Annotated in this window: 20 protein-coding genes and 1 riboswitch; all 20 genes read left to right on the forward strand. The window is 71.7% G+C overall.

From position 1 onward, the window contains the following. Window positions 1–69 precede the first annotated feature (69 nt). The 20 genes from B7W94_RS00365 to argH all read left to right on the forward strand — a co-directional run bounded on the left by B7W94_RS00365 (window position 70) and on the right by argH (window position 23,169). Window positions 70–882 (forward strand): TrmH family RNA methyltransferase, encoded by an 813-nt coding sequence (locus tag B7W94_RS00365; RefSeq protein ID WP_062764629.1) that lies wholly within the window; start codon window positions 70–72, stop codon window positions 880–882. A gap of 24 nt (window positions 883–906) precedes the next feature. Further along, a complete protein-coding gene (locus tag B7W94_RS00370) occupies window positions 907–1,578 on the forward strand; it encodes a response regulator transcription factor (RefSeq protein ID WP_025105277.1) in 672 nt (223 codons plus the stop codon). A 3-nt stretch (window positions 1,579–1,581) separates the two neighbouring features. Further along, window positions 1,582–2,955, forward strand: coding sequence for a sensor histidine kinase (locus tag B7W94_RS00375; protein WP_085603538.1), 1,374 nt, complete (start codon window positions 1,582–1,584; stop codon window positions 2,953–2,955). After that, window positions 2,952–3,914 (forward strand): TAXI family TRAP transporter solute-binding subunit, encoded by a 963-nt coding sequence (locus B7W94_RS00380; protein ID WP_085603541.1) that lies wholly within the window; start codon window positions 2,952–2,954, stop codon window positions 3,912–3,914. The genes B7W94_RS00375 and B7W94_RS00380 overlap by 4 nt, the downstream gene beginning before the upstream one ends. A gap of 262 nt (window positions 3,915–4,176) precedes the next feature. Next, window positions 4,177–4,923 carry an amino acid ABC transporter ATP-binding protein gene (locus tag B7W94_RS00385; RefSeq protein WP_025105274.1) on the forward strand — a complete coding sequence of 249 codons (747 nt, stop codon included), beginning with the start codon at window positions 4,177–4,179 and terminating at the stop codon, window positions 4,921–4,923. Window positions 4,924–4,969: 46 nt separating this feature from the next. Then, complete coding sequence (locus B7W94_RS00390) at window positions 4,970–5,884, forward strand: glutamate ABC transporter substrate-binding protein (RefSeq protein ID WP_085603544.1); 915 nt, start codon at window positions 4,970–4,972, stop codon at window positions 5,882–5,884. Between the two features lie 84 nt (window positions 5,885–5,968). Next, entirely contained in the window at window positions 5,969–6,616 is a 648-nt protein-coding gene (locus B7W94_RS00395; protein WP_062636670.1) for an amino acid ABC transporter permease, read from the forward strand. Then, window positions 6,613–7,539, forward strand: a complete 927-nt coding sequence (locus B7W94_RS00400; protein ID WP_085603593.1) for an amino acid ABC transporter permease — start codon at window positions 6,613–6,615, stop codon at window positions 7,537–7,539. The genes B7W94_RS00395 and B7W94_RS00400 overlap by 4 nt, the downstream gene beginning before the upstream one ends. Window positions 7,540–7,588: 49 nt before the next feature. Next, window positions 7,589–8,629, forward strand: coding sequence for a phenylalanine--tRNA ligase subunit alpha (gene pheS, locus B7W94_RS00405; RefSeq protein ID WP_085603547.1), 1,041 nt, complete (start codon window positions 7,589–7,591; stop codon window positions 8,627–8,629). Further along, complete coding sequence (gene pheT / locus B7W94_RS00410) at window positions 8,629–11,169, forward strand: phenylalanine--tRNA ligase subunit beta (RefSeq protein WP_085603550.1); 2,541 nt, start codon at window positions 8,629–8,631, stop codon at window positions 11,167–11,169. Before pheS ends, pheT begins: the two co-directional genes overlap by 1 nt. Before the next feature lie 59 nt (window positions 11,170–11,228). Then, complete coding sequence (locus tag B7W94_RS00415) at window positions 11,229–11,948, forward strand: DUF402 domain-containing protein (RefSeq protein ID WP_085603553.1); 720 nt, start codon at window positions 11,229–11,231, stop codon at window positions 11,946–11,948. 241 nt (window positions 11,949–12,189) lie between these two features. Beyond that, window positions 12,190–13,161 (forward strand): NAD-dependent epimerase/dehydratase family protein, encoded by a 972-nt coding sequence (locus B7W94_RS00420; RefSeq protein WP_085603556.1) that lies wholly within the window; start codon window positions 12,190–12,192, stop codon window positions 13,159–13,161. A gap of 7 nt (window positions 13,162–13,168) precedes the next feature. Further along, window positions 13,169–13,262: riboswitch (TPP riboswitch) on the forward strand. Next, a complete protein-coding gene (thiM, locus tag B7W94_RS00425) occupies window positions 13,253–14,101 on the forward strand; it encodes a hydroxyethylthiazole kinase (protein WP_085603559.1) in 849 nt (282 codons plus the stop codon). It overlaps the preceding riboswitch by 10 nt. Continuing rightward, window positions 14,098–16,245, forward strand: coding sequence for a bifunctional hydroxymethylpyrimidine kinase/phosphomethylpyrimidine kinase (gene thiD / locus B7W94_RS00430; protein WP_085603562.1), 2,148 nt, complete (start codon window positions 14,098–14,100; stop codon window positions 16,243–16,245). Before thiM ends, thiD begins: the two co-directional genes overlap by 4 nt. A 239-nt stretch (window positions 16,246–16,484) precedes the next feature. Then, window positions 16,485–17,546, forward strand: a complete 1,062-nt coding sequence (argC, locus tag B7W94_RS00435; RefSeq protein WP_085603565.1) for an N-acetyl-gamma-glutamyl-phosphate reductase — start codon at window positions 16,485–16,487, stop codon at window positions 17,544–17,546. Then, complete coding sequence (argJ, locus tag B7W94_RS00440) at window positions 17,543–18,700, forward strand: bifunctional glutamate N-acetyltransferase/amino-acid acetyltransferase ArgJ (RefSeq protein WP_025105263.1); 1,158 nt, start codon at window positions 17,543–17,545, stop codon at window positions 18,698–18,700. The genes argC and argJ overlap by 4 nt, the downstream gene beginning before the upstream one ends. Further along, window positions 18,697–19,614 carry an acetylglutamate kinase gene (argB, locus tag B7W94_RS00445; protein WP_025105262.1) on the forward strand — a complete coding sequence of 306 codons (918 nt, stop codon included), beginning with the start codon at window positions 18,697–18,699 and terminating at the stop codon, window positions 19,612–19,614. The genes argJ and argB overlap by 4 nt, the downstream gene beginning before the upstream one ends. Further along, window positions 19,611–20,816 (forward strand): acetylornithine transaminase, encoded by a 1,206-nt coding sequence (locus tag B7W94_RS00450; RefSeq protein WP_025105261.1) that lies wholly within the window; start codon window positions 19,611–19,613, stop codon window positions 20,814–20,816. The genes argB and B7W94_RS00450 overlap by 4 nt, the downstream gene beginning before the upstream one ends. Then, on the forward strand, window positions 20,813–21,742 hold the full coding sequence (argF, locus tag B7W94_RS00455; protein ID WP_025105260.1) for an ornithine carbamoyltransferase: 930 nt from the start codon (window positions 20,813–20,815) through the stop codon (window positions 21,740–21,742). The genes B7W94_RS00450 and argF overlap by 4 nt, the downstream gene beginning before the upstream one ends. Further along, window positions 21,742–23,169: an argininosuccinate lyase gene (argH, locus tag B7W94_RS00460; RefSeq protein ID WP_085603568.1), complete on the forward strand. Its 1,428-nt coding sequence runs from the start codon at window positions 21,742–21,744 to the stop codon at window positions 23,167–23,169. The genes argF and argH overlap by 1 nt, the downstream gene beginning before the upstream one ends. Window positions 23,170–23,182 lie beyond the last annotated feature (13 nt).

The following is a 23,182-nucleotide window of genomic DNA, read 5'->3' on the forward strand; positions in this document are numbered from 1 at the left end:
GCGTCTTCCTCCGGGAAGGCGCCCGTTCCGCGTATCCGGACGGTGTCGGGCTGACCGTAGACTGAGTTCGTGCTGGAGAACCCCCGTTCCCCCCGAGTCCGTGCCGTCGCCAAGCTGACCAAGCGCAGCGCCCGCACCGAGACCGGTCTTTTCCTGCTGGAAGGTCCGCAGTCCGTCCGCGAGGCGCTGACGTACCGCCCGGAGGCGATCGTCGAGCTCTTCGCGACTCCGCACGGCTGGGAGAAGCACGCGGACATCCGCGCGAAGGCGGCGGACGCCGACGTCGAGGTCGAGTACGTGAGCGAGGACGTGCTCAACGCGATGGCCGACACGGTGACGCCCCAGGGACTCGTCGCGGTGGTCCGCCAGACGCCGACCTCGGTCCGCGAGATCTTCGACGGCACGCCGCGCCTCATCGCGATCTGCGAGGAGGTGCGCGACCCCGGCAACCTGGGCACGATCATCCGCGCGGCGGACGCGGCGGGCGCCGACGCGGTGGTGCTGACCGGCCGCACCGTCGACCCGTACAACCCCAAGGTGGTTCGGGCGACGACCGGCTCGCTCTTCCACCTCCCGGTCTCGGTGGGCGGCGAGCTCGACGAGGTCGTCCGGCGTGCGCACGAGGCGGGAATGCAGATCCTCGCGGCGGATGTGAAGGGGGACGACCTCCTCGCCGCACGCGCCGACGGCGTCCTCGGCGAGCCGACCGCGTGGCTGTTCGGCAACGAGGCGCGCGGACTCGAGGACGAGGCTCTGACCAGGGCCGACCGGGTGCTCCGGCTGCCGATCTTCGGGCGCGCGGAGTCGCTGAACCTGGCCACCGCGGCGAGCGTGTGCCTGTACGAGAGCGCGTTCGCCCAACGCGCGGCTCCGGCCGGCTGACCGGGTGAGGCGGGGCGCGGGGAGATGAGGATTCTGATCGTCGAGGACGACGAGCGGGTGGCGGGGGCCTTGCAGGCCTTCCTCGCGCGCTCGGGCTATGCCACCGTGCACGCGGCCGATGGGAACGCGGCGCTGGAACACCTGGATGCCGACACCGAGGTCGTGCTGCTCGATCTCGGGCTGCCGGATGTCGACGGCATCGACCTCTGCCGCCGCATCCGCGGGCGCTCCGACGTGCCGATCGTCATCGTCACCGCGCGCAACCAGGTCGCCGAGCGCATCAAGGGACTGCGCGCCGGCGCCGACGACTTCGTGGTGAAGCCCTACGACGTGCACGAGCTCCTGGCGCGGATCGAGGCGGTCACTCGGCGGTCGCGGCCGCTGCGGACGGAGCCGGACACCCGCGTGCTGCTGCATGGCGGCGCGGTGCAGATCGACCTCGTCGCGCGGGAGGTGCAGGTCGGCGGGGTGCCGCTGGCGCTCACCCGCAAGGAGTTCGACATCGTGGGCGTGCTCGCGCGGTATCCGGGTGTCGCGGTGCCGAAGGAGCGCCTCATCCGCGAGGTCTGGAACACCGACTGGCGCGGCTTCGGCCACTCGCTGGAAGTGCATGTGGCGGCCATCCGGAAGAAGAGCGGCGACCGCGCGTTCATCGAGACCGTGCGCGGCGTCGGCTACCGGCTCGCGGGGTCCTGACACGTGCGCCGCCGCCTGACCGTCGTCTTCCTCGTGCCGCTGATCGTGGTGCTCGTCGCGCTCGGCGGCGTGACGGGGTGGAGCGCGGCTCGCAGCGTCCAGCAGTCGTTCTACGCCGAGCAGCTCGGCGACCTCGGGTACTTCGCGACGAGCGCCCGACAGGCGCTGCGCTCCGGGAGCCCGGCGGTGATGGACGCCGAGGTCCGCCGCTTCCAGCAGGTCTACGGGATCGAGGTGACCGTGTTCGATCTCACCGGCAGCCCGTGGGCGGCGGGGGACCACGGAGACACGGTCCTGTCGGAGGGGGATGCGCAGCGGGTGCGGCTGGCGCTCTCCGGACGCCGCGCCGAGCAGCCGACCTCTTCCGCCTGGATCGTGTCCGATGCGGCGCTCGTGGAGCCGGTGTTCGACGACGGCGACGTGATCGGCGCCGTGCTCGTGACCGGAGGCACCCAGACGCCGCAGACCGTCATCCTCCGGCAGACGCTCGTGCTCGGCCTCATCGTCGTGCTGCTGTGCGCGCTCGGCATCCTCCTGGTCGCCGGGCTGGCCCGTTGGGTGCTCTCCCCGGTGCGCCGCCTCGACGAGACGATGGCGGCGATCGAGCGGGGGGAGATGGACGCGCGGGTGGCCGAGGGCACCGGACCGCCCGAGCTGCGGCGCATGACGCGGGTGTTCAACGGCATGGCCGACGAGATCGAGCGCGTCATGACCCGCCAGCAGGAGTTCGCGCTGAACGCCTCGCACGAGTTGCGGAATCCGCTCAACGCGCTGCTGCTGCGCGTCGAGCACCTCGCGACGGGTCTGGGACGCGAGTGGGACCACGACGTGGAGGAGACCAGGGAGGAGGGCCGGCGGATGACCCGCATCCTGGAGACCCTCCTCGGGCTCGCCCGCGGCGGTCGCACCGACTCCACCATGTCGGCAATCGATCTCGCCGCCGTCGCCGGCCGCCGGGTCGAGGCCTGGCAGGAGGTGGCGGCGCAGCGGGCCATCATGCTGCGCCGGACGGGGGAGTCGTCGGTCATGACGATCACCGACCGCACCATCGTGGAGAGCGCGCTCGACGCCGCGATCGACAACGCGGTGAAGTACTCGCCGGAGGGCTCGTCCATCGAGGTCGGCGCGCAGCGCGCGGGTGACGAATGCCGTCTCACCGTGCGCGACCACGGCCCCGGACTGTCGCCGGAGGATGCGTCGGCGGCGGCCGATCGCTTCTGGCGGAGCGCGGACAGCGGCGACATGCCGGGGACGGGGCTCGGGCTGGCGATCGCGACCGACCTCCTCGCGACGGTCGGGGGCGAGCTGCGGGTACAGGGGGCCGACGGCGGCGGGCTCCTCGTGGCCCTCGTCCTCCCGGCGGAGGCGGCGGCATGAGCGCGTGGGGGCGGCGTGTCGTCGCCGGCATGCTCGCGCTCGTCACCGCAGTCGGGCTGAGCGCGTGCAGCCCGCGCTCCGCGGATTGGACGGAGACCGTCGCCGTGCTCGCCGCCGGCAGCCCCACCGGTGTCTACCACGACTACGGCAGCCGCCTCGCGGCCGAGCTGTCGCGTGAGCTCGACGTCGACCTCACGGCGGAGGTGACGGCGGGATCGGTGGACAACCTGTTGCGCGTGAACGCGGGGGAGGCCCTCCTCGGCTTCGCGCAGGGTGATGCGGCGGCGGACGCGGTGGCGGGGACGGGTGCCTTCACCGAGGCCTTGGACGTGCAGGCGATCGCCCGTCTCTACGACGAGTACCTGCAGATCGTCGTGCGCGACGACTCGGCCCTGGACGACCTGGCCGACCTCTCCGGGCGGAGGATCTCCCTCGGAGCCGAGAACTCGGGGGTGAACGTCATCGCCACCCGGGTGCTCCACGCGGCCGGCGTCGCCGCCGACGCGATCGACGATCCGCAGCTCGACCTCGGCGGTTCCATCGCCGCCATGGAGCGCGGCGAGATCGACGGCTTCTTCTGGGTGGGCGGGCTGCCGACGCCCGGAATCGCGGACCTCGCGGAGACCGTGGACGTGCGCCTGCTCCCGGTCGAGCAGGACTGGGTGAACGCTGTCAACGAGCGGTACTCCCACGCGTATCGGCCCGCCGACGTGCCTGCGGGCACCTACGGACTCGACGTCTCCGTGACGACGATGGCGGTGCCGAACTACCTCGTCACCGCCGGCAGCACCCCGCCCGGCGTCGTCCACGATCTCGTCGCGGGCCTGTTCGCGGCGCGTACCGCGCTCGCGGCCGATGTGCCGGCGGCGGCGCTGCTGGACCGCCGGTCGGCGATCTTCACCGGACCGGTGCCCCTGCACCCCGGCGCGGAGCAGTACTACCGCGATCTGCGCCGGTGACCGGCGCCCCCTCAAGAAATCCTCAAGATCCCTGACAGCCGTGCGCCGGCTCTGCCAGGGTGAGGTCGATCGCACACGATCGGACACCTGCTGCCTGCTGTCGCTGGGAGCGTGGCAGCAGGGCGATCCCGCGGCCCGAGGGGGCGGGCCGTGGGGTGCCCCTGCGAGGATGCATTGGCGCCGCGATCAGGTGATTACGAACGTGTAAACCTCACCGTGGTGCCTGGAACCGCGCGCATCGCGTGGCTAGTTTGGAGAAATGATGACCTCTGAAACCCCGCTCGTCGTCGTCGAGAACGTCCAGAAGCACTACGGCGAGTTCCAGGCGCTCAGCGACATCGACCTCACCGTCAACGCGGGGGAGGTCGTCGTCGTGATCGGCCCCTCCGGCTCGGGCAAGTCGACGCTCTGCCGCACGATCAACCGTCTGGAGACCATCACCAGCGGCTCGATCCGCATCGACGGCAAGGAGCTGCCCGCGGAGGGCAAGGCTCTCGCGCACCTGCGGGCCGACGTCGGCATGGTCTTCCAGTCCTTCAACCTCTTCGCGCACCTCACGATCCTCGAGAACGTGACGCTCGGCCCGATCAAGGTCCGCGGCCTGAAGAAGTCCGACGCCGAGGCGGAGGCCATGATGCTCCTCAAGCGCGTCGGCGTCGCGCAGCAGGCGAACAAGCTCCCCGCGCAGCTCTCCGGCGGCCAGCAGCAGCGCGTCGCGATCGCACGGGCCCTCGCCATGCAGCCGAAGGTCATGCTCTTCGACGAGCCGACCAGCGCGCTCGACCCGGAGATGATCAACGAGGTCCTCGACGTCATGGTCGAGCTCGCCCAGGAGGGCATGACGATGATCGTCGTCACCCACGAGATGGGCTTCGCCCGCAAGGCGGCCGATCGCGTCGTCTTCATGGCGGACGGCCGGATCGTCGAGGAGGCCAAGCCCGAGGAGTTCTTCACGAACCCGAAGAGCGACCGCGCCAAGGACTTCCTCTCGAAGCTCCTCACGCACTGACTTCCCAGACCCAGCACCCACAGCACAGCACACGAAGGAGACGCACATGCGACGCACACGGACACTGGCCGGATTCGGGATCGCCACGGTGGCGCTGCTCGCGCTCACGGCCTGCAACAGCGGCACGCCGTCGAGCACCGGCACGTCGGGCAGCGACGAGGGCGACGCCTCGAGCAGCACGCCCTGGACCGTCGAGGAGGACGTCACGATCGAGGGGAGCCCCACGTTCGACCGCATCTCCTCGTCGGGCACCGTCAAGGTGGGCGTCAAGGAGGACCAGCCCGGTCTCGGTTACCTCGACCCCGTGACGAACGAGCGCACCGGCTTCGACGTCGACATCGCCCGCTGGATGGCGGCGTCCCTCGGTGTCGACCCCGAGAAGATCGAGTTCCAGGCGATCGCCTCGGCGAACCGCGAGCAGGCCATCGTCAACGGTGACATCGACTACTACGTCGGCACCTACTCCATCACGGACAAGCGCAAGGAGCAGATCGCCTTCGCCGGTCCCTACTTCGTCACCGGTCAGGGTCTCCTCGTCGCCGCCGACAGCGACATCGCGAGCGTCGACGACCTCGACTCCTCGACGACGGTCTGCTCGGCGACGGGTTCGACGCCGATCCAGAACATCAAGGAGAACTACCCCGAGGTGAAGACGAAGGAGTACGACACGTACTCCAAGTGCGTCGAGGACCTCAAGAACGGTCAGGTCGACGCGGTCACGACCGACGAGGCCATCCTCATCGGCTACGCGGCGCAGGACCCCGACAACCTCAAGGTCGTCGGCGAGCCGTTCAGCGAGGAGCGCTACGGCATCGGCGTGGCGAAGGGCGACGACGCGCTCGTCGAGTACTTCAACACGCAGCTCACCGACGGCGGCGACATCTGGCAGCAGATCTTCGACAACAACCTCGGCGCCTCCGGTGTGAAGGCCGAGCAGCCCGAGGTCGACCCGGTCGGTTGATCTCTCCGGGGGCGGTCGGTCCGTCGGCCGCCCCCGTCCTCCTCGGCGTCGATCTGACGCGGAAACGAACCGAAAGGCACAGCAGTGGGAGTGATCTCGGACCACCTCGACCTCTGGGGTGAAGCGCTGTGGGGAACCATCGCGCTGTTCCTCGGCGGTGGCCTCATCGCCGTGGTGCTCGGACTCATCGTCGGAGCGGCCCGCGTGTCCCCGGTCCCGATCGCGCGCGGCGTGGGCGCCGTGTACGTGAACTGGATCCGGAACACCCCGCTCACGCTGGTGATGTTCTTCTTCGCGTTCTGCCTTCCGATCCTGCTGGGGGAGCGGGTCAACTCCCTGCTGCTGGCCACGATCGCCCTCGGCATCTACACCGCCACGTACGTCGCGGAGGCGATCCGCGCCGGCATCAACACGGTGCCGGTCGGACAGGCGGAGGCGGCACGGGCCATCGGCCTCAACTTCGGCCAGGTCATGCGCTTCGTCGTGCTGCCCCAGGCCACGCGGTCCGTGGTCCCGCCGCTCATGAGCGTGCTGATCGCCCTCATGAAGAACACCACGGTGGCCGCCGGCTTCTCGGTGGTCAACCTCGGCACGATCCGGGCGGCACTCAGCGAGCGGGGCGAGAACGCCCTCGTCGTGCTGCTCTGGGTCATGGTCATCTTCGTCGTGCTCGTGCTGCTCCTGAGCTGGGTGCAGCGCGTGCTCGAGAACAAGTGGAGGATCGCGCGATGAGTTCCGTCCTGTTCGACGTCCCGGGCCCCCGCGCGGTCGCCCGCAACCGGATCATCGGTGCCGTCACGATCCTCGTCGTCCTCGCCGTGCTCGGCTGGGTGGTCTGGCGCCTGTACGCCACCGGCCAGTTCTCCGCGGAGAAGTGGAACATCTTCACCTACTCGGCGGTCTGGGTGCGGTTCGGGGAGGGCCTGCTCAGCACGCTCTCCGCCTTCGCCGTCGCCGGTGTCGGCTCGCTGGTCCTCGGCTTCGTCCTCGGCATCGGCCGCCTCTCCGAGCACGCCTGGGTGCGCGAACCCGTGCGGTGGATCATCGAGATCATGCGGGCGATCCCCGTCCTGATCCTCATGATGCTGCTGTACTACGGCCTCCCGGTCATCGGCATCCGGATGCCCCCGTACTACGCGGTGGTCATCGCGCTCATCGTCTACAACGGCTCCGTGCTCGCGGAGGTACTCCGTGCCGGGATCGAGTCGCTGCCGCGCGGACAGAAGGAAGCCGGCTACGCGATCGGCCTGCGCAAGACCGGGGTCATGTACTTCATCCTCATCCCGCAGGCCGTCCGAGCGATGATGCCCGTGATCATCGCGCAGCTCGTGGTGGCGCTGAAGGACACCGCGCTCGGCTTCATCATCACGTACCAGGAGCTGCTGTACGTCATCAACCAGATCGGCAATCAGGCGCCCTACGGGTCGCCGCTGATCCCCGCCGCGATCGTCGGCGGCTCGATGTACGTCGCGGTCTGTCTGGTGCTGTCCTACATCGCCTACCGCCTGCAGCGTCGGGCGAAGCGCTCGGCCAAGGCCGGACCGGACGAGGCGGACCCTCGCCAGCACGACGGCGAGACGAACACGTCGCTCATCGTGGCGCAGCGCGGGCTGGGCAAGTTCGACGCCAACAACTCCGGCGCTTCCGGCCTCTGAGCGGCTACCGGCGCGGGGCGCCCGTCCCGCGCCGGTAGACTCGACTCCCGTGTCAGAGTCTCCGGAAATCACCCCCGAAGCGGTCGAAGCCGCTGTCGCCGACGCCCTCGCGGCGATCGACGCGGCCGCCGACACCGCCACGCTGAAAGCCGCCCGTGCGGCGCACGTCGCGGAGGGATCGCCGCTCGCGGTCCTGAACGCCTCGATGCGCCAGGTCGCCCCCGAGAACAAGGCCGCGTTCGGCAAGCTCGTCGGTCAGGGCCGCGGTCGTGTGAACCAGGCGCTCGCGGCGAAGGAGGCCGAGCTGGCCGCCGCCGAGGTCGCCGCGCGCCTGGAGGCCGAGCGCGTCGACATCACCGCCGTCCCGTCGCGGACGCGCGTGGGCGCCCGGCACCCGCTCGCTCTCCTGCAGGACCACGTCGAGGACATCTTCGTCGGCATGGGGTGGGAGATCGCGGAGGGGCCGGAGCTCGAGCACGAGTGGTTCAACTTCGACGCCCTCAACTTCGACGTCGATCACCCCGCCCGTCAGGAGCAGGACACCTTCTACGTCGACCCGACCTCGCGCCACCTCGTCATGCGCACGCACACGAGCCCGGTGCAGGTGCGGTCGATGCTGAACCGCGAGGTCCCCATCTACGTGCTGTGCCCGGGCCGCGTGTACCGCACCGACGAGTTCGACGCCACGCACCTCCCCGTCTTCACGCAGTTCGAGGGCCTGGTCGTCGACAAGGGCATCACGATGGCGCACCTCAAGGGCACGCTCGACCACTTCGCGAAGCAGCTCTTCGGCCCGGAGGCCAAGACCCGCTTCCGCACGAACTACTTCCCCTTCACCGAGCCCTCCGCCGAGCTCGACCTGTGGCACCCGACCTTCAAGGGCGGCGCGCGCTGGATCGAGTGGGGCGGCTGCGGCATGGTCAACCCAAACGTGCTGCGCGCGGCCGGGATCGACCCCGAGGTGTACAGCGGCTTCGCGTTCGGCATGGGCATCGAGCGGGGCCTGATGTTCCGCAGCGATGTGCAGGACATGCGCGACATGGCCGAGGGCGATGTCCGTTTCAGCGAGCAGTACGGGATGGTGGTGTGATGCGCGTCCCGCTTTCGTGGCTGCGTGAGTACGTCGATCTGGCAGCGGATGCCACGCCCGAGGACGTCCTCGCGGCGCTGGTGACCGTCGGCTTCGAAGAGGAGGACGTGCACCGCTTCGACATCACGGGTCCCGTGGTGGTCGGCCAGGTCGTCTCGCTCGAGCCGGAGCCCCAGTCGAACGGCAAGACGATCAACTGGTGCCAGGTCGACGTCGGCCCCGAGCATGGCGGCGTCCGCGGGATCGTCTGCGGCGCGCACAACTTCGTCGTCGGGGACAAGGTCGTCGTGACCCTGCCCGGCGCCGTGCTTCCCGGTCCGTTCCCGATCGCCGCCCGCACGACCTACGGTCACGTCTCCGACGGCATGATCGCCTCCGCGCGCGAGCTGGGTCTCGGCGACGAGCACAACGGCATCGTCGTGCTGAGCGACCTCGGCATCGATGCGCCCGTGGGCACGGACGCGATCGCGCTGCTGGGCCTCGACGACGTCGCGGTGGAGATCAACGTCACGCCGGACCGCGGCTACGCGTTCTCGGTGCGCGGCGTCGCCCGTGAGTACTCCCACGCCACGGGGGCGGCCTTCCGCGACCCCGCCGAGCGTGACTTCGCCGAGCTGCAGCCCGGTTCCGGACACACGGCCGTGGTCGACGACCAGGCGCCGGTGCGCGGCAAGGTCGGCGCGAGCGAGTTCGTCACCCGGGTCGTGCGCGACGTCGATCCGTCGCGGCCCACCCCGCCGTGGATGATCGCGCGCCTGAGCCTCGCCGGCATGCGGTCGCTGGGGGTGCTCATCGACATCACGAACTACGTCATGCTCGAGCTCGGGCAGCCGCTGCACGGCTACGACCTCGACAAGCTCACGGGCGGCATCACCGTCCGGCGCGCGACGCCGGGGGAGAAGATGACCACGCTCGACGGCGTGGAGCGGAAGCTGCACGTCGAAGACCTCCTCATCACCGACGACTCCGGTCCGATCGGCCTCGCCGGTGTCATGGGCGGCGGCACCACCGAGATGAGCGACACCACGCGGAACGTGCTCATCGAGGCGGCAACCTTCGACGCGACGACCATCGCCCGCACGGCCCGCCGGCACAAGCTCCCGAGCGAGGCGTCCAAGCGCTTCGAGCGCGGCGTCGACCCGCTGATCCCGTTCGTCGCGGCACGGCGCGCGGCCGACCTCATGGTCGAGCTCGCCGGTGGCACGCTCACGGAGGAAGGTGGCGCGCTCTTCGCCGAGGTCTTCGTCGCCGAGATCGAGCTCCCGCGCGGCTTCGTGCAGGGGCTGATCGGCGTCGACTACACCGACGACGAGATCACCGGGGCGCTCACGACGATCGGGGCGGAGGTCAGCCCTTCGACAGGCTCAGGGACCCAGGCGGACGGCGAAGGGACCCAGGGCGGGTGGACGGTCATCCCGCCGACCTGGCGCCCGGACCTCACCGACAAGTGGACGCTCGCCGAGGAGGTCGCCCGCATCCACGGACTCGACCGCATCCCCGCGGTGCTGCCGACGCCGCCGTCCGGCCGCGGCCTCACGGCCCACCAGCAGGGGCGTCGCCGCGTGGCGAACGCTCTCGCGGCCGCCGGGTTCGTGGAGACTCCGGCGTTCCCGTTCACGACCGAGGCGCAGAACGATCTGCACGGCTCCGCGTCCGGTGAGCACCTGCCCAGCATCCGCCTCGCGAACCCGCTCGACGGCCAGGTGCCGTTCCTGCGGCGCTCGCTCATCCCGGGTCTGCTGCAGACCGCGCACCGCAACATCTCGCGCGGGCTCACGGATCTCGCGCTGTTCGAGACCGGGGCCGTGTTCGTCCCGGAGCCCGGCGTGGAGTACGGCACCGCCGAGGTCCCGCCGCTGGGTGTCCGGCCGTCGGATGAGGTGCTCGCCGAGCTCGACGCCTCCATCCCCCCGCAGGAGCGCCACGTCGCGGTGCTGCTGACCGGCAATGTGTCGCCGCGTCAGCCGGGGCGTGCCGCCGAGGCCGCCGGGCTCGTCGAGGCGCTCGACGCGGTCCGCGTGATCGGGGCCGCCGCGGGCATCGAGATCGACGTCGTGCAGACGCAGCGCGCCGCGCTCCATCCCGGACGCACCGGTGCGCTGGTCGCCGCCGGCGAGGAGATCGGCTATGTCGGCGAGCTGCATCCCGCCGTCGCGGAGGAGGCCGACCTGCCCGGCCGCGCCACCGTGCTGGAACTCGACCTCGACCGGCTGCTCACGCTCGCCGGAGGACGCATCGTGGCGGCGTCGCTGTCCACGTTCCCGGCCGCGACGCAGGACGTCTCGCTCACGCTGCCGGCCGAGGTGCCGGCGGGCGAGGTCCGCGCGGCTCTCATCGAGGGCGCCGGCGCGCTGCTGGAGTCGGTCCGGCTCGTGGACGACTACCGCGGCGAGGGCGTGCCCGAGGGATCGAAGTCGCTGACGTTCGCCCTGCGCTTCCGGGCCGACGACCGCACGCTGACCGCCGCGGAGGCCTCCGAGGTGAAGATGGCGGGCGTCGCCGTCGCCGCGGAGCGCTTCGGCGCCGCCCTCCGCGACTGATCGGGAGAGCGCACGGCTCCTTTCCGGGGAGCCGTGCGCTCTCGCGATAGCGTGGCCGGATGACGAGCCTCCTCCTGCAGCCCACGCCACCCTCGGTCCCCGCCGGAGCGCGATCGCTCGGGGAGGGGCCGTTCCTCTCGCCGGGTGCGCAGCTCGACTGGCACTACCGCAAGCCGGGGTGGACCACGGGGGAGGCGGCGACCGTCACCCCCATGCGCGTCGTCCGTGACGATGAGCGCGGTCTCGTCGCGTGGCTCGCCGCCGGGACGCAGCAGGAAGGTCAGGGCACGCGGGACGGGGAGCGCGTCCGGACCGTCCCGCTCGATCGGCGGTGGCGGGAGCCCCGGCGCCGGATCGTCGAGGAGTGGTGGGGCAACGGCATCCTGCGCATCGCGCCCGCGGGAGTGCCGTGGTCGGTCTGGCTGTTCTGGAGCTCGGTCACCGGGACGACGTGGGACTTCGCCGGCTGGTACGTCAACCTCGAGAACGCGCACCTGCGCACCGACAGTGCCACCTACACCTCCGATCACGTCCTCGACGTCGAGATCGCACAGGACGGGCGCGTGGCGATGAAGGACGAGGACGAGCTGGTCGCCGCCGTCGACCAGGGACGGCTGACCGCCGCGCAGGCCGCGCAGATCGAGCGGCACGCGGTCGCGGCCATCGCGTCGTTCCATGCCGGCGACTGGCCGTTCGATCGGGAGTGGATCGACTGGCGACCGGACCCGTCGTGGACGATCCCGGTGTTGGACGGCCTCGACGAGATCGTCGTCCCCTGACCGCTTCGGGGCCGGCCTCCGCGACGGCGCCGAGGCCGCGCGGCATCAGGCGTTCGCGCAGCATCAGGCGACAGCAGCGCCCATGGCCTGTGCTCGCGTGAGGGCCTGAGCTCGCGTGGTGGGCGGTGTTCGCGTGAGGGCCTGTGCTCGCGTGAGGGCCTGTGCTCGCGGGGTGGCCTGTGTCGCTCCGCTCTGAGCGGAGGCCCTTTCCCCGAGTCGTCGATCCTGATGACATGGGCACATGACGGATGTGCTGATCCTGGGGGGAACCGGATGGCTGTCGGGGCGCATCGCCGCGCACGCGTTGGGGGCGGGGGCGTCGGTGACCTGCCTGGCCCGCGGCGGGCGCCCGGCGCCACCGGGAGCGACCCTCGTGCTCGCCGACCGCGACGACGAGGACGCCTATGACGTCGTCTCGCGGACGGACTGGGACCACGTCGTCGACGTCTCCTCCCGCGTCGATCACGTCTCCGGGGCGGTCCGCGCACTCGGCGACCGTGCCGCCCGGTGGACGTACATCTCGTCGATGTCGGTGTACCGCGACGACGAGACGGTCGGGACGGACGAGTCGGCCCCGCGCCACCCGGCGGCGCAGGCCGGTGAGGACGACGACTACGCGCGGCAGAAGGTCGCGGCGGAGGACGCCGTGCAGGAGAGCCTCGGCGACCGCGCGCTCCTCGTCCGTCCCGGCCTCATCGTCGGCGACGGCGACCCGAGCGATCGCTTCGGCTACTGGGCCGCGGCGTTCCTCCGGGCCCTGGACGAGCCGGTGCTGCTCCCGCCGCTCGACGGGCGCACGGCGGAGGTCATCGACGTCGAGGACGTCGCCGCCTTCGTCATGTCCGCCACTGTCACCGGCGCCGTCAACGCGATCGGCGACGTGCGCGACCTGGAGGACGTGCTGCGTACGGTGCGCGCTTCCACCGGGCACACCGGTCCGGTCATCGTCGGCACGGAGGAGCGTCTCGTCGCGGAGGGTGTCGCGTACTGGGCGGGGCCGCGCTCGCTCCCGCTGTGGCTGCCGCCCGACATGAGCGGATTCATGACCCGCTCGAACGCGCGGTACCGGCGCAGCGGAGGCAGGATCCGGCCTCTCGAAGAGACGCTGGAACGCGTCGTGGCGGATGAGCGCGAACGGGGCGTGGACCGGGAGCGCCGCGCCGGACTCACGCGGACGGAGGAGCGGGCGCTGCTCGACGCCTTCGCTCGCTAGACTGCGAGGCAGTGACACGGGGTGCCGCATCCGCGGCTGAGATCACACCCGTCGAACCTGATCTAGTTCGTACTAGCGAAGGGATGTCGCAATGAGCGATCCTGTGCGTCCGGAATCCGTCCTCGACCTCGCCGTCACGGCGGGAAGGCTGCGGGAGGAGGTCCGGGCTGCGCCGCCGTTGACGCACTGCCTCACGAACGCCGTCGTGACGGGGTTCACCGCCAACGTGCTGCTCGCGCTCGGCGCGGCGCCGGCGATGGTCGACATCGTCGGCGAAGCCGGACCGTTCGCGGGTGCCGCCTCGGGGCTCCTCGTCAACCTCGGGACGCCGACCCCGGAGCAGCGGGAGGCGAGTCGGGAAGCCGTGGCCGGAGCGCTCGCCGCCGCCACGCCCTGGGTGCTCGACCCCGTCGCGATCGGCACGCTCCCGGTGCGGACGGCGCTGGCCCACGAGCTGGCCGCGCGGCGCCCGACCGCCATCCGCGGCAACGCGTCGGAGATCCTCGCGCTCGCCGGGCACAGCAGCGGCGGCCGCGGCGTCGATGCGACGGACGGCACCGAGGCGGCGGCCTCGTCTGCGCGCGAGCTCGCCGACCGGTACGGCTCCGTGGTCGCCGTCTCCGGCCCGGTCGACCTCCTCACCGACGGGGAACGGGTGATCCGCATCGCCAACGGGCACGAGCTGCTCACGCGGGTGACGGGCGGCGGCTGCGCGCTGGGCGCGGTGATGGCGGCCTTCCTCGGGGCGTCCCGCGGTACCGGGACCGATGCGCTGACGGCGGTGGCCGCGGCGACCCTCGTCTACACGGTCGCGGCCGAGCAGGCGGCGGAGACCTCCCGCGGACCGGGCAGCTTCGCCGTCGGACTGCTCGATGCGCTGTCCGCTGTGACCCCGGCGGATCTCCGGGACCGCGCCCGCGTCGAGGAGGAGACCCGATGACCGTCGACCTGTCCCTCTACCTCGTCACCGATCGGTCGCTGTGCGGCGCACGCGGGGTGGTCGCGACCGTCCGCGAAGCGGTGGCCGGCGGCGTCCGCATCGTGCAGCTGCGCGACAAGGAGGCGACGGACGAGGAGACCGTCGTGCAGCTCCTCGCTCTGTCCGCGGCCATCGACGGTCGCGCGCTGCTCGTCGTGAACGATCGCCTCGATGCGGCCGTCGAGGCCCGTCGTCGCGGCGCCAGGGTGGACGGGGTGCACCTCGGTCAGGCGGACGCCTCGGTGCTCCGCGCGCGCGAGCTCCTCGGCCCGGAGGCCCTGATCGGGCTGACCGCGAACACCTCCGTGCACCTCGAGGAGGTCGCCGCGCTGCCGCCCGGCACGGTCGACTACCTCGGGGTCGGCGTGATCCGCCCCACGCGCACCAAGCCCGACCACCCGGCCCCGCTCGGCATCGACGGCTTCGCCGCGTTCGCCGCGCGCAGTGCGCTGCCGTGCGTCGCGATCGGCGGGGTGGAGCTCGACGACACGGTGGCGCTGCGCGCGGCCGGCGCGGCCGGGATCGCGGTGGTGTCGGCGCTGTGCGCGGCGGGCGACCCCCGGACAGCCGCCGCGGCCTTCCGTCGACGCTGGCTCGGGCGGGCGGTGCCGCACGTGCTCAGCATCGCCGGCAGTGATCCGTCCGGGGGCGCGGGCATCCAGGCCGACCTCAAGGCGATCGCCGCGAACGGGGGCTACGGCATGGCGGCCCTGACAGCCCTGACCGCCCAGAACACGCAGGGCGTCCGCGCCGTGCACGTTCCTCCCGCGGACTTCCTCCGGGCGCAGCTCGACGCCGTCGGTGACGACATCCGCATCGACGCCGTGAAGATCGGCATGCTCGCGGACGTGGAGGTGATCCGGACCGTCGCCGCGTGGCTCCGGGACGCACAGCCCCCGATCGTCGTGCTCGACCCGGTCATGATCGCGACCTCGGGGGATCGGCTGCTCCACCCCGATGCGGAGCGCGAGCTGCGGAGCCTGCTGTCCCTGGCGACCGTGGTCACCCCGAACCTCGCCGAGCTCGCGGGGCTCGTCGGTCACGAGGTGGCGGACTGGGCGGACGCGCTCGCCGCGGCGCGAGAGCTGTCGGCCGCGATGGGGACCGCGGTGCTGGTGAAGGGCGGGCATCTGCCCGGGGACGAGGCACCGGACGCCCTGATCGACACGGCAGCCGGTACGCACGCGGAGTTCCCCGGCGCGCGCATCCGCACGGAGAACACCCATGGCACCGGCTGCTCGCTGTCCGCGGCTCTGGCCACACGACTGGCGCGGGGCGACGATCCCGCGATCGCGGTCCGCGCCGCGCGCGCCTGGTTGCGGGAGTCCCTCCGTGCGGCGGACGACCTGGAGATCGGGCGAGGACACGGCCCGATCCATCCCTTCTCGGGACTCTGGGCGCGCGGCGGGGTCGAGACCCGGCCGACACCGGAGGAGGTGGCCGCGGCCTGGTGGGACGAGACCGCCGCGATCCGCCGCGACATCGACGCGCTGCCCTTCGTGCGCGCGCTCGCCGAGGGGACTCTCGACCGCGACGCCTTCGTCTTCTACCTCGCGCAGGATGCCCTCTACCTCCGCGAGTACGCCCGGGTGCTCGCGGAGGCGTCACGTCTCGCTCCGACCCCCGACGAGCAGGCGTTCTGGGCCGAGGCCGCGCACGGCGCGATCCGCGGCGAGCTGGAGCTGCACGCGTCGTGGCTGACGCCGGAGACCGGGGTGAGCGGCGCGACCTTCGCCGCCGAGCCCGCCCCGGCCACGGTGGCCTACCTCGACCACCTGCGTGCCGTCTCCTTCGGCGGGGACTACGCCACGGTGATCGCGGCCGTGCTGCCGTGCTTCTGGCTCTACACCGACCTGGGGGAGCGGCTCCATGCCGGAGCGTTCGGCGTGGCGCCCCGCGACCCCCGGCATCCCTATGCATCGTGGCTGGCGACCTACGCGGATCCGGCTTTCGCGGAGGCCACCCGGCAGGCTGTCGCGCATGTCGCCGCCGCGGCCGCGAGGGCCGACCACACCGGCCGAGAGCGGATGCGGCGAGCCTTCCTCGCATCGAGCGCGCACGAACGGGCCTTCTTCGCCGCACCGGTCGCGCGCGCTGTCGTGTGACGCCCCGGATTTGCGGTGCCGAACACGCCCGCGCTATCGTCGCGGCATGCCTTCGGTCGCCACCGCTCCTTCGACGCTCGGCCCGAGCGTCATCGCCGTGCGCCGACGTCGCGGCCGCCGATTCTAGGCGACCCCGCCCTTCTGCCTGCGTCCGCGCGGCGGTCGAGTGCCGGTGTCGCCGCCTCCGGCCCCGCCCCCGGTCCCGAGATCGTCGAGGACCCGACCGTTAAGGTAGAAGCATGACGTATTCCGTCGCCGTCTCCGGCGCCTCCGGCTACGCAGGCGGCGAGATCCTGCGCCTCCTGGCCGCTCACCCCGACGTCGAGATCCGCACCGTCACGGCGCACTCGAACGCCGGACAGCCCCTCGTCGCCCATCAGCCGCACCTCCGCTCACTCGCCCACCTGACGCTGCAGGACACCACACCCGAGGTCCTCGCCGGACACGACATCGTGTTCCTGGCCCTCCCGCACGGCCAGTCCGGGCAGTACACGGACGCCCTCGGCGACACCCCGCTGGTGATCGACGCCGGAGCGGACCACCGGCTCACCTCGTCGGCGGAGTGGGACGCGTTCTACGGCGGGTCCTTCCATGAGCCGTGGACGTACGGCGTGCCCGAGCTCCTCGTCGGAGGGGGCAAGCAGCGGGACGCGCTCCGTGGCGCGACCCGGATCGCCGCACCCGGCTGCAACGCCTCCACGGTGAGCCTGAGCCTCGCCCCCGGTGTCGCGGCCGGCGTGATCGACCCGGGCGACATCGTCTCCGTCCTGGCCGTCGGCCCGTCCGGGGCGGGCAAGAGCCTGAAGACGAATCTCCTCGCCAGCGAGATCCTCGGCTCCGCGAACCCCTATGCCGTCGGCGGCACGCACCGCCACATCCCGGAGATCCGTCAGGCGCTCGCCGCCGCCCGCCCTTCGACGGGCTCAGGGACCCAAGACATCCGGATCTCGTTCACTCCGGTCCTCGTGCCGATGTCGCGCGGCATCCTCGCCACGTCCACAGCGCCGATCGTCGAGGGTGTGAGCGACGCCGAGATCCGTCAGGCATGGGAGAGCGCCTACGGCGACGAGACCTTCGTCCAGCTGCTGCCGGAGGGGAGCTTCCCGCGCACGGCGGACGTGCTCGGGGCGAACACGGCCCTCCTCGGCCTCGCGATCGATCGCGCCGCGAACCGCGTGACGGTGGTCACCGCCGTCGACAACCTCGTCAAGGGCACCGCCGGAGCTGCCGTCCAGTCCATGAACATCGCGCTGGGGCTTCCCGAGACCCGCGCCCTCTCAGTGAACGGAGTCGCCCCGTGAGCGTCACCGCCCCCGCAGGATTCGAGGCGGCCGGGGTCGCCGCCGGACTCAAGTCGACCGGCAAGCCCGATGTCGCCGTCGTGGTCAACCGCGGCCCCCGCAAGGTCGGCGCCGCCGTCTTCACGAGCAACCGCGCCAAGGCCAACCCCATCATCTGGTCGCAGCAGGCCGTCGCGGACCGCGTGGTCGAGGCCGTCGTCCTCAACTCCGGCGGTGCGAACTGCTTCACCGGGAGCTTCGGGTTCCAGACGACCCACCAGACCGCGGAGAAGGCGGCCGAGCTGCTCGGCATCAGCGCGGGCGACGTGCTCGTCTGCTCCACGGGGCTCATCGGGACGGGGGACGAGGTCTTCCGCGAGAAGGTCCTCGCGGGTACCGCGCAGGCGATCACCGCGCTGAGCGCGGACGGTGGGGAGAGCGCCGCGCACGCCATCATGACCACGGACACGGTCGCGAAGACCGCTGTGGTGACCCGCGACGGCTGGACGATCGGCGGCATGGCGAAGGGCGCGGGCATGCTCGCCCCGGGTCTGGCGACGATGCTCGTGGTGCTCACCACCGACGCCGTGCTCGAACCGCTCCAGGCCGACGAGGCGCTGCGTCGGGCGACGGGACGCACGTTCGACCGCCTCGACTCCGACGGCTGCATGTCGACCAACGACCAGGTGACGCTACTCGCCAACGGCGCCTCCGAGGTCGTCCCCGACCTCGACGACTTCGCCGAGGCGCTCACCGCGCTCTGCCAGGAGCTCGCGGTCAAGCTGCAGGGCGACGCGGAGGGCGCGAGCCACGACATCACGATCGAGGTGCAGCACGCCGTCTCCGAGCAGGACGCCGTCGAGGTCGGCCGCTCGGTCGCCCGCAACAACCTGTTCAAGGCCGCCATCTTCGGCAACGACCCGAACTGGGGCCGCGTCCTCGCGGCGATCGGCACGACGGCCGCGCAGTTCGACCCGTACGACGTCGACGTGTGGATGAACGGCGTCCGAGTCTGCACCGCCGGCGGGCCGGACCGCCCCCGCGAGGAGGTCGACCTGACGCCGCGGGCCACGCACCTGATGATCGACCTCAAGGTCGGAGAGGCCACCGCCACGGTGCTGACGAACGACCTCACCCACGACTACGTGCACGAGAACAGCGCCTACGCCTCATGACCGACATCCAGGACACCACGCCGGACATCGCGGCGCAGAAGGCCACCACCCTCATCGAGTCGCTGCCGTGGCTGAAGAAGTTCCGCGACCAGATCGTCGTCGTCAAGTACGGCGGGAACGCCATGGTCTCGGACGAGCTGCAGGAGGCCTTCGCCCAGGACATCGCGTACCTCCGCTACGTCGGTGTGCAGCCCGTGGTCGTGCACGGCGGCGGGCCGCAGATCTCCGACATGCTGCAGCGGCTGGAGATCCCCAGCGAGTTCAAGGGCGGGTACCGCGTCACCAACACCGAGGCCATCGGCGTCGTGCGGATGGTCCTCACCGGCCAGGTGAACCCGCAGCTCGTCTCGAAGATCAACTCGCACGGCCCCATCGCCACCGGACTCAGCGGCGAGGACGCCGGGCTCTTCGGCGGCCGCCGTCGGGGTGTGATGATCGACGGCGAGGAGGTGGACCTCGGCCGCGTGGGCGACGTGGTCCAGGTCGACCCGACGCCGGTGCTCGACCATCTCGCCGCGGGGCGGATCCCGGTCGTGTCGAGCATCGCGCCCGACCTCGACCACCCGGGGCAGTCGCTCAACGTCAACGCGGATGCCGCGGCTGCCGCGCTGGCCGTGGCCCTCGGTGCGCGCAAGCTCGTCATCCTCACCGACGTGCCGGGGCTGTACGCCGACTGGCCCAACCGGGACTCGCTCGTGTCGCACCTGACGTCGGACGCGCTCGTCGAGATGCTTCCGCGCCTCGAGTCGGGGATGATCCCGAAGATGCGCGCGTGCCTCGATGCGGTCGAGGGCGGCGTCGACGCGGCGGCGATCATCGACGGACGGGTGCCGCACTCGGTGCTCGTCGAACTGTTCACCAGCAAGGGAATCGGGACCGAAGTGGTCCTGGGAGAGAAAGGGGCGACGGCATGACCGTCTGGCAGGACGACGCGGCACGTGATCTCGTGCTCAACGCGGGGGAGCGCCTCGCGCTGCTGACCCGCGGTGAGGGCTCGTACCTGTGGGACGCCGAAGACCGACGCTACCTCGACTTCCTCGCCGGCATCGCGGTGACCTCCCTCGGTCACGCGCACCCGGTGTTCGTCGATGCGGTGTCCCGGCAGGCCGCCACCCTCGCGCACGTCTCCAACTACTTCGCGACTCCGCCGCAGCTCGCGCTCGCCGCCCGACTCAAGCGCCTTGCCGGCGCGGGGATCGATGGTCGCGTGTTCTTCTCGAACTCGGGTGCCGAGGCCAACGAGGCCGCGTTCAAGCTCGCCCGTCTGCACGGCGGGGCGGAGCGTCCGCGCATCCTCGCACTGGAGAACGGCTTCCACGGCCGGACGATGGGCTCGCTCGCGCTCACGGCCAAGGAGTCGATGCGTGCGCCGTTCGCGCCGATGCCCGGAGGCGTGGAGCACATCCCGGCCACGATCGAAGCGCTGGAGGCCGCGATGGACGACCGCGTCGCCGCCGTCATCGTGGAGCCGATCCAGGGTGAAGCCGGCGTCGTCGAGCTGCCCGAGGGCTACCTCGCCGCGGCACGCTCGCTGACCCTCGCGCACGGCGCCCTGCTCATCGTCGACGAGATCCAGACGGGCGCGGGCCGGACCGGCGCCTGGTTCGGATTCAGCCACGAGGGCATCACGCCCGACGCCATCACGCTCGCGAAGGGCATCGGCGGGGGATTCCCGATCGGCGCCCTCGTCACCTACGGGGCCGCGAGCGCCCTGTTCACCCCCGGTTCGCACGGCTCCACGTTCGGCGGCAACCCGCTCGCGACGGCCGTGGCGGACGCGGTGCTGGCCGAGATCGAGCGCGCCGACCTCGTCGACAACGCCGCGCGCCGTGGCGCCGAGCTGCGGGACATCATCCTCGGCATCGACTCCCCGCTGGTCGGCGGCGTCCGCGGCCGCGGACTCCTCGTGGGCGTCGCGCTGACGCAGCCGGTGGCGGGTGCGGTGGTCGCCGCCGCGCAGGACCGCGGTCTCATCGTCAACGCCGCCAACCCCGAGACCGTGCGCGTCGCGCCGGCGCTCACCATCGGCGACGCGGAGCTGGCGGAGTTCCGCGAGCTGTTCGCCGCCGCTCTCTCCGACGTCCACACCTCCGCCACCGGAAAGGTCCCCGCATGACCCGCCACCTGCTGCGCGACGACGATCTGACGCCCGCCGAGCAGGCGGAGATCCTCGATCTCGCGCTCGAGCTCAAGAAGGATCGCTGGGCAGACAAGAGCCTCGCCGGCCCGCAGACCGTCGCGGTGATCTTCGACAAGTCGTCCACCCGGACGCGCGTCTCGTTCGCCGTCGGCATCGCCGACCTCGGCGGCACGCCGCTCATCATCTCCACGGCGAGCAGCCAGCTCGGCGGGAAGGAGACGCCGTCCGACACGGCCCGCGTGCTCGAGCGCCAGGTCGCCGCGATCGTGTGGCGGACCTACGCGCAGTCGGGCCTGGAGGAGATGGCCGCCGGCACCCGGGTCCCCGTGATCAATGCGCTGTCCGACGACTTCCACCCCTGCCAGCTCCTCGCCGACCTGCTGACGATCCGTGAGCACAAGGGCGACCTGAAGGGCCTGACGCTGACGTTCTTCGGCGACGGCCAGAGCAACATGGCGCACTCCTACGCGCTCGCGGGCGTCACGGCCGGCATGCACGTGCGCATCGCCTCGCCGGAGGACTACGCACCGCGCGCCGACGTGATCGAAGCGGCCGACCGCCGCGCCGGGGAGACCGGGGGATCGATCACGCTCTTCACCGACCCGGTCGAGGCGGCCGCCGGTGCCGACGTCGTCGTCACCGACACCTGGGTGTCGATGGGCAAGGAGGAGGAGAAGCTCGCGCGGATCCGCGACCTCGGCGGCTACAAGGTCACACCGGAGACGATGGAACTCGCGCACGACGACGCGATCTTCATCCACTGCCTCCCCGCCGACCGCGGCTACGAGGTGGACTCCGCGGTCATCGACGGTCCGCAGAGCGTGGTCTGGGACGAGGCGGAGAACCGCCTGCACGCCCAGAAGGCCCTGCTGGTCTGGCTCCTCGGGAAGAAGGACGCGTGATGGCCGGCTCGCACGAAGGAACCAACGAGGGCGCGCTCTGGGGCGCGCGGTTCGCCACCGGTCCGTCGCCGGAGCTCGTCGAGCTGAGCCGGTCGACGCACTTCGACTGGATCCTGGCGCCGTACGACATCGCGGGATCCCACGCGCATGCCACGGCGCTGGCCGCCGCGGGGTACCTGGAGCCGGATGAGGCCGCCCGGATGCACGAGGGCCTCGACGCCGTCGCGCGCAAGGTCGCCGACGGCACCCTGCAGCCGCTGCCCACCGACGAGGACGTGCACGGCGCGCTCGAGCAGGCGCTGATCGCCGAGCTGGGTCCGGAGCTGGGCGGACGCCTCCGCGCCGGCCGCAGCCGGAACGACCAGATCGCCACGCTCGTGCGGATGTACCTGATCGACCACGCCCGGGTGATCGCGCGCGACCTGCTGCGCGTGATCGATGCGCTCGTGGCACAGGCGGAGGCGCATCCCGACGCGATCCTTCCCGGCCGCACGCACCTGCAGCACGCACAGCCGGTGCTGCTCGCCCATCACCTCCAGGCCCACGCCTGGCCGCTGGTGCGCGAGCTCGAGCGCCTCGTCGACTGGCGCCGTCGCGCCGGTGTCTCGCCGTACGGCGGGGGAGCGCTCGCGGGGTCGACCCTGGGCCTGGATCCCGCGCTCGTCGCGACGGAGCTCGGCCTCGACCGGCCGGCGGAGAACTCCCTCGACGGCACCGCTGCGCGGGACGTCGTGGCGGAGTTCGCGTTCATCGCGGCGATGACGGGGGTCGACCTCTCCCGCCTGTCCGAGGAGATCATCCTCTGGAACACGCGGGAGTTCGGCTTCGTCACCCTCGACGACGGCTACTCCACGGGATCCAGCATCATGCCGCAGAAGAAGAACCCGGACATCGCCGAGCTCGCGCGCGGCAAGTCGGGGCGTCTCATCGGCAACCTGTCCGGCCTGCTGGCGACCCTCAAGGGCCTGCCCCTCGCGTACAACCGCGACCTGCAGGAGGACAAGGAGCCGGTGTTCGACTCGGTGCAGACGCTCGAGGTCGTGCTGCCGGCGTTCGCCGGGATGATCGCGACGCTGCGTTTCCACACGGAGCGGATGGCCGCGCTCGCCCCGCAGGGGTTCTCCCTGGCGACGGATGTCGCCGAGTGGCTGGTGAAGCGGCGCGTGCCGTTCCGCGACGCCCACGAGATCTCCGGCGCGCTCGTTCGCGCCTGCGAGGAGCAGGGGATCGGGCTGGAGGACGCCTCCGACGAGCTGCTGCTGTCGGTGTCGCCGCACCTCGTCCCCGAGGTCCGCGAGGTGCTCACGATCGAGGGCTCCGTCGCGTCGCGCACGGGCGTCGGCGGCACCGCGCCGGAGCGGGTGGCCGAGCAGCGCGCGGAGCTCGTCGCCCGTGCGCAGGCCGCTGCGCACGCGCTCGGCCTGTAATCGCTCCGGCGGC

It is taken from the genome of Microbacterium sp. LEMMJ01 (genome assembly GCF_002114135.1).
GTDB lineage: Bacteria > Actinomycetota > Actinomycetes > Actinomycetales > Microbacteriaceae > Microbacterium.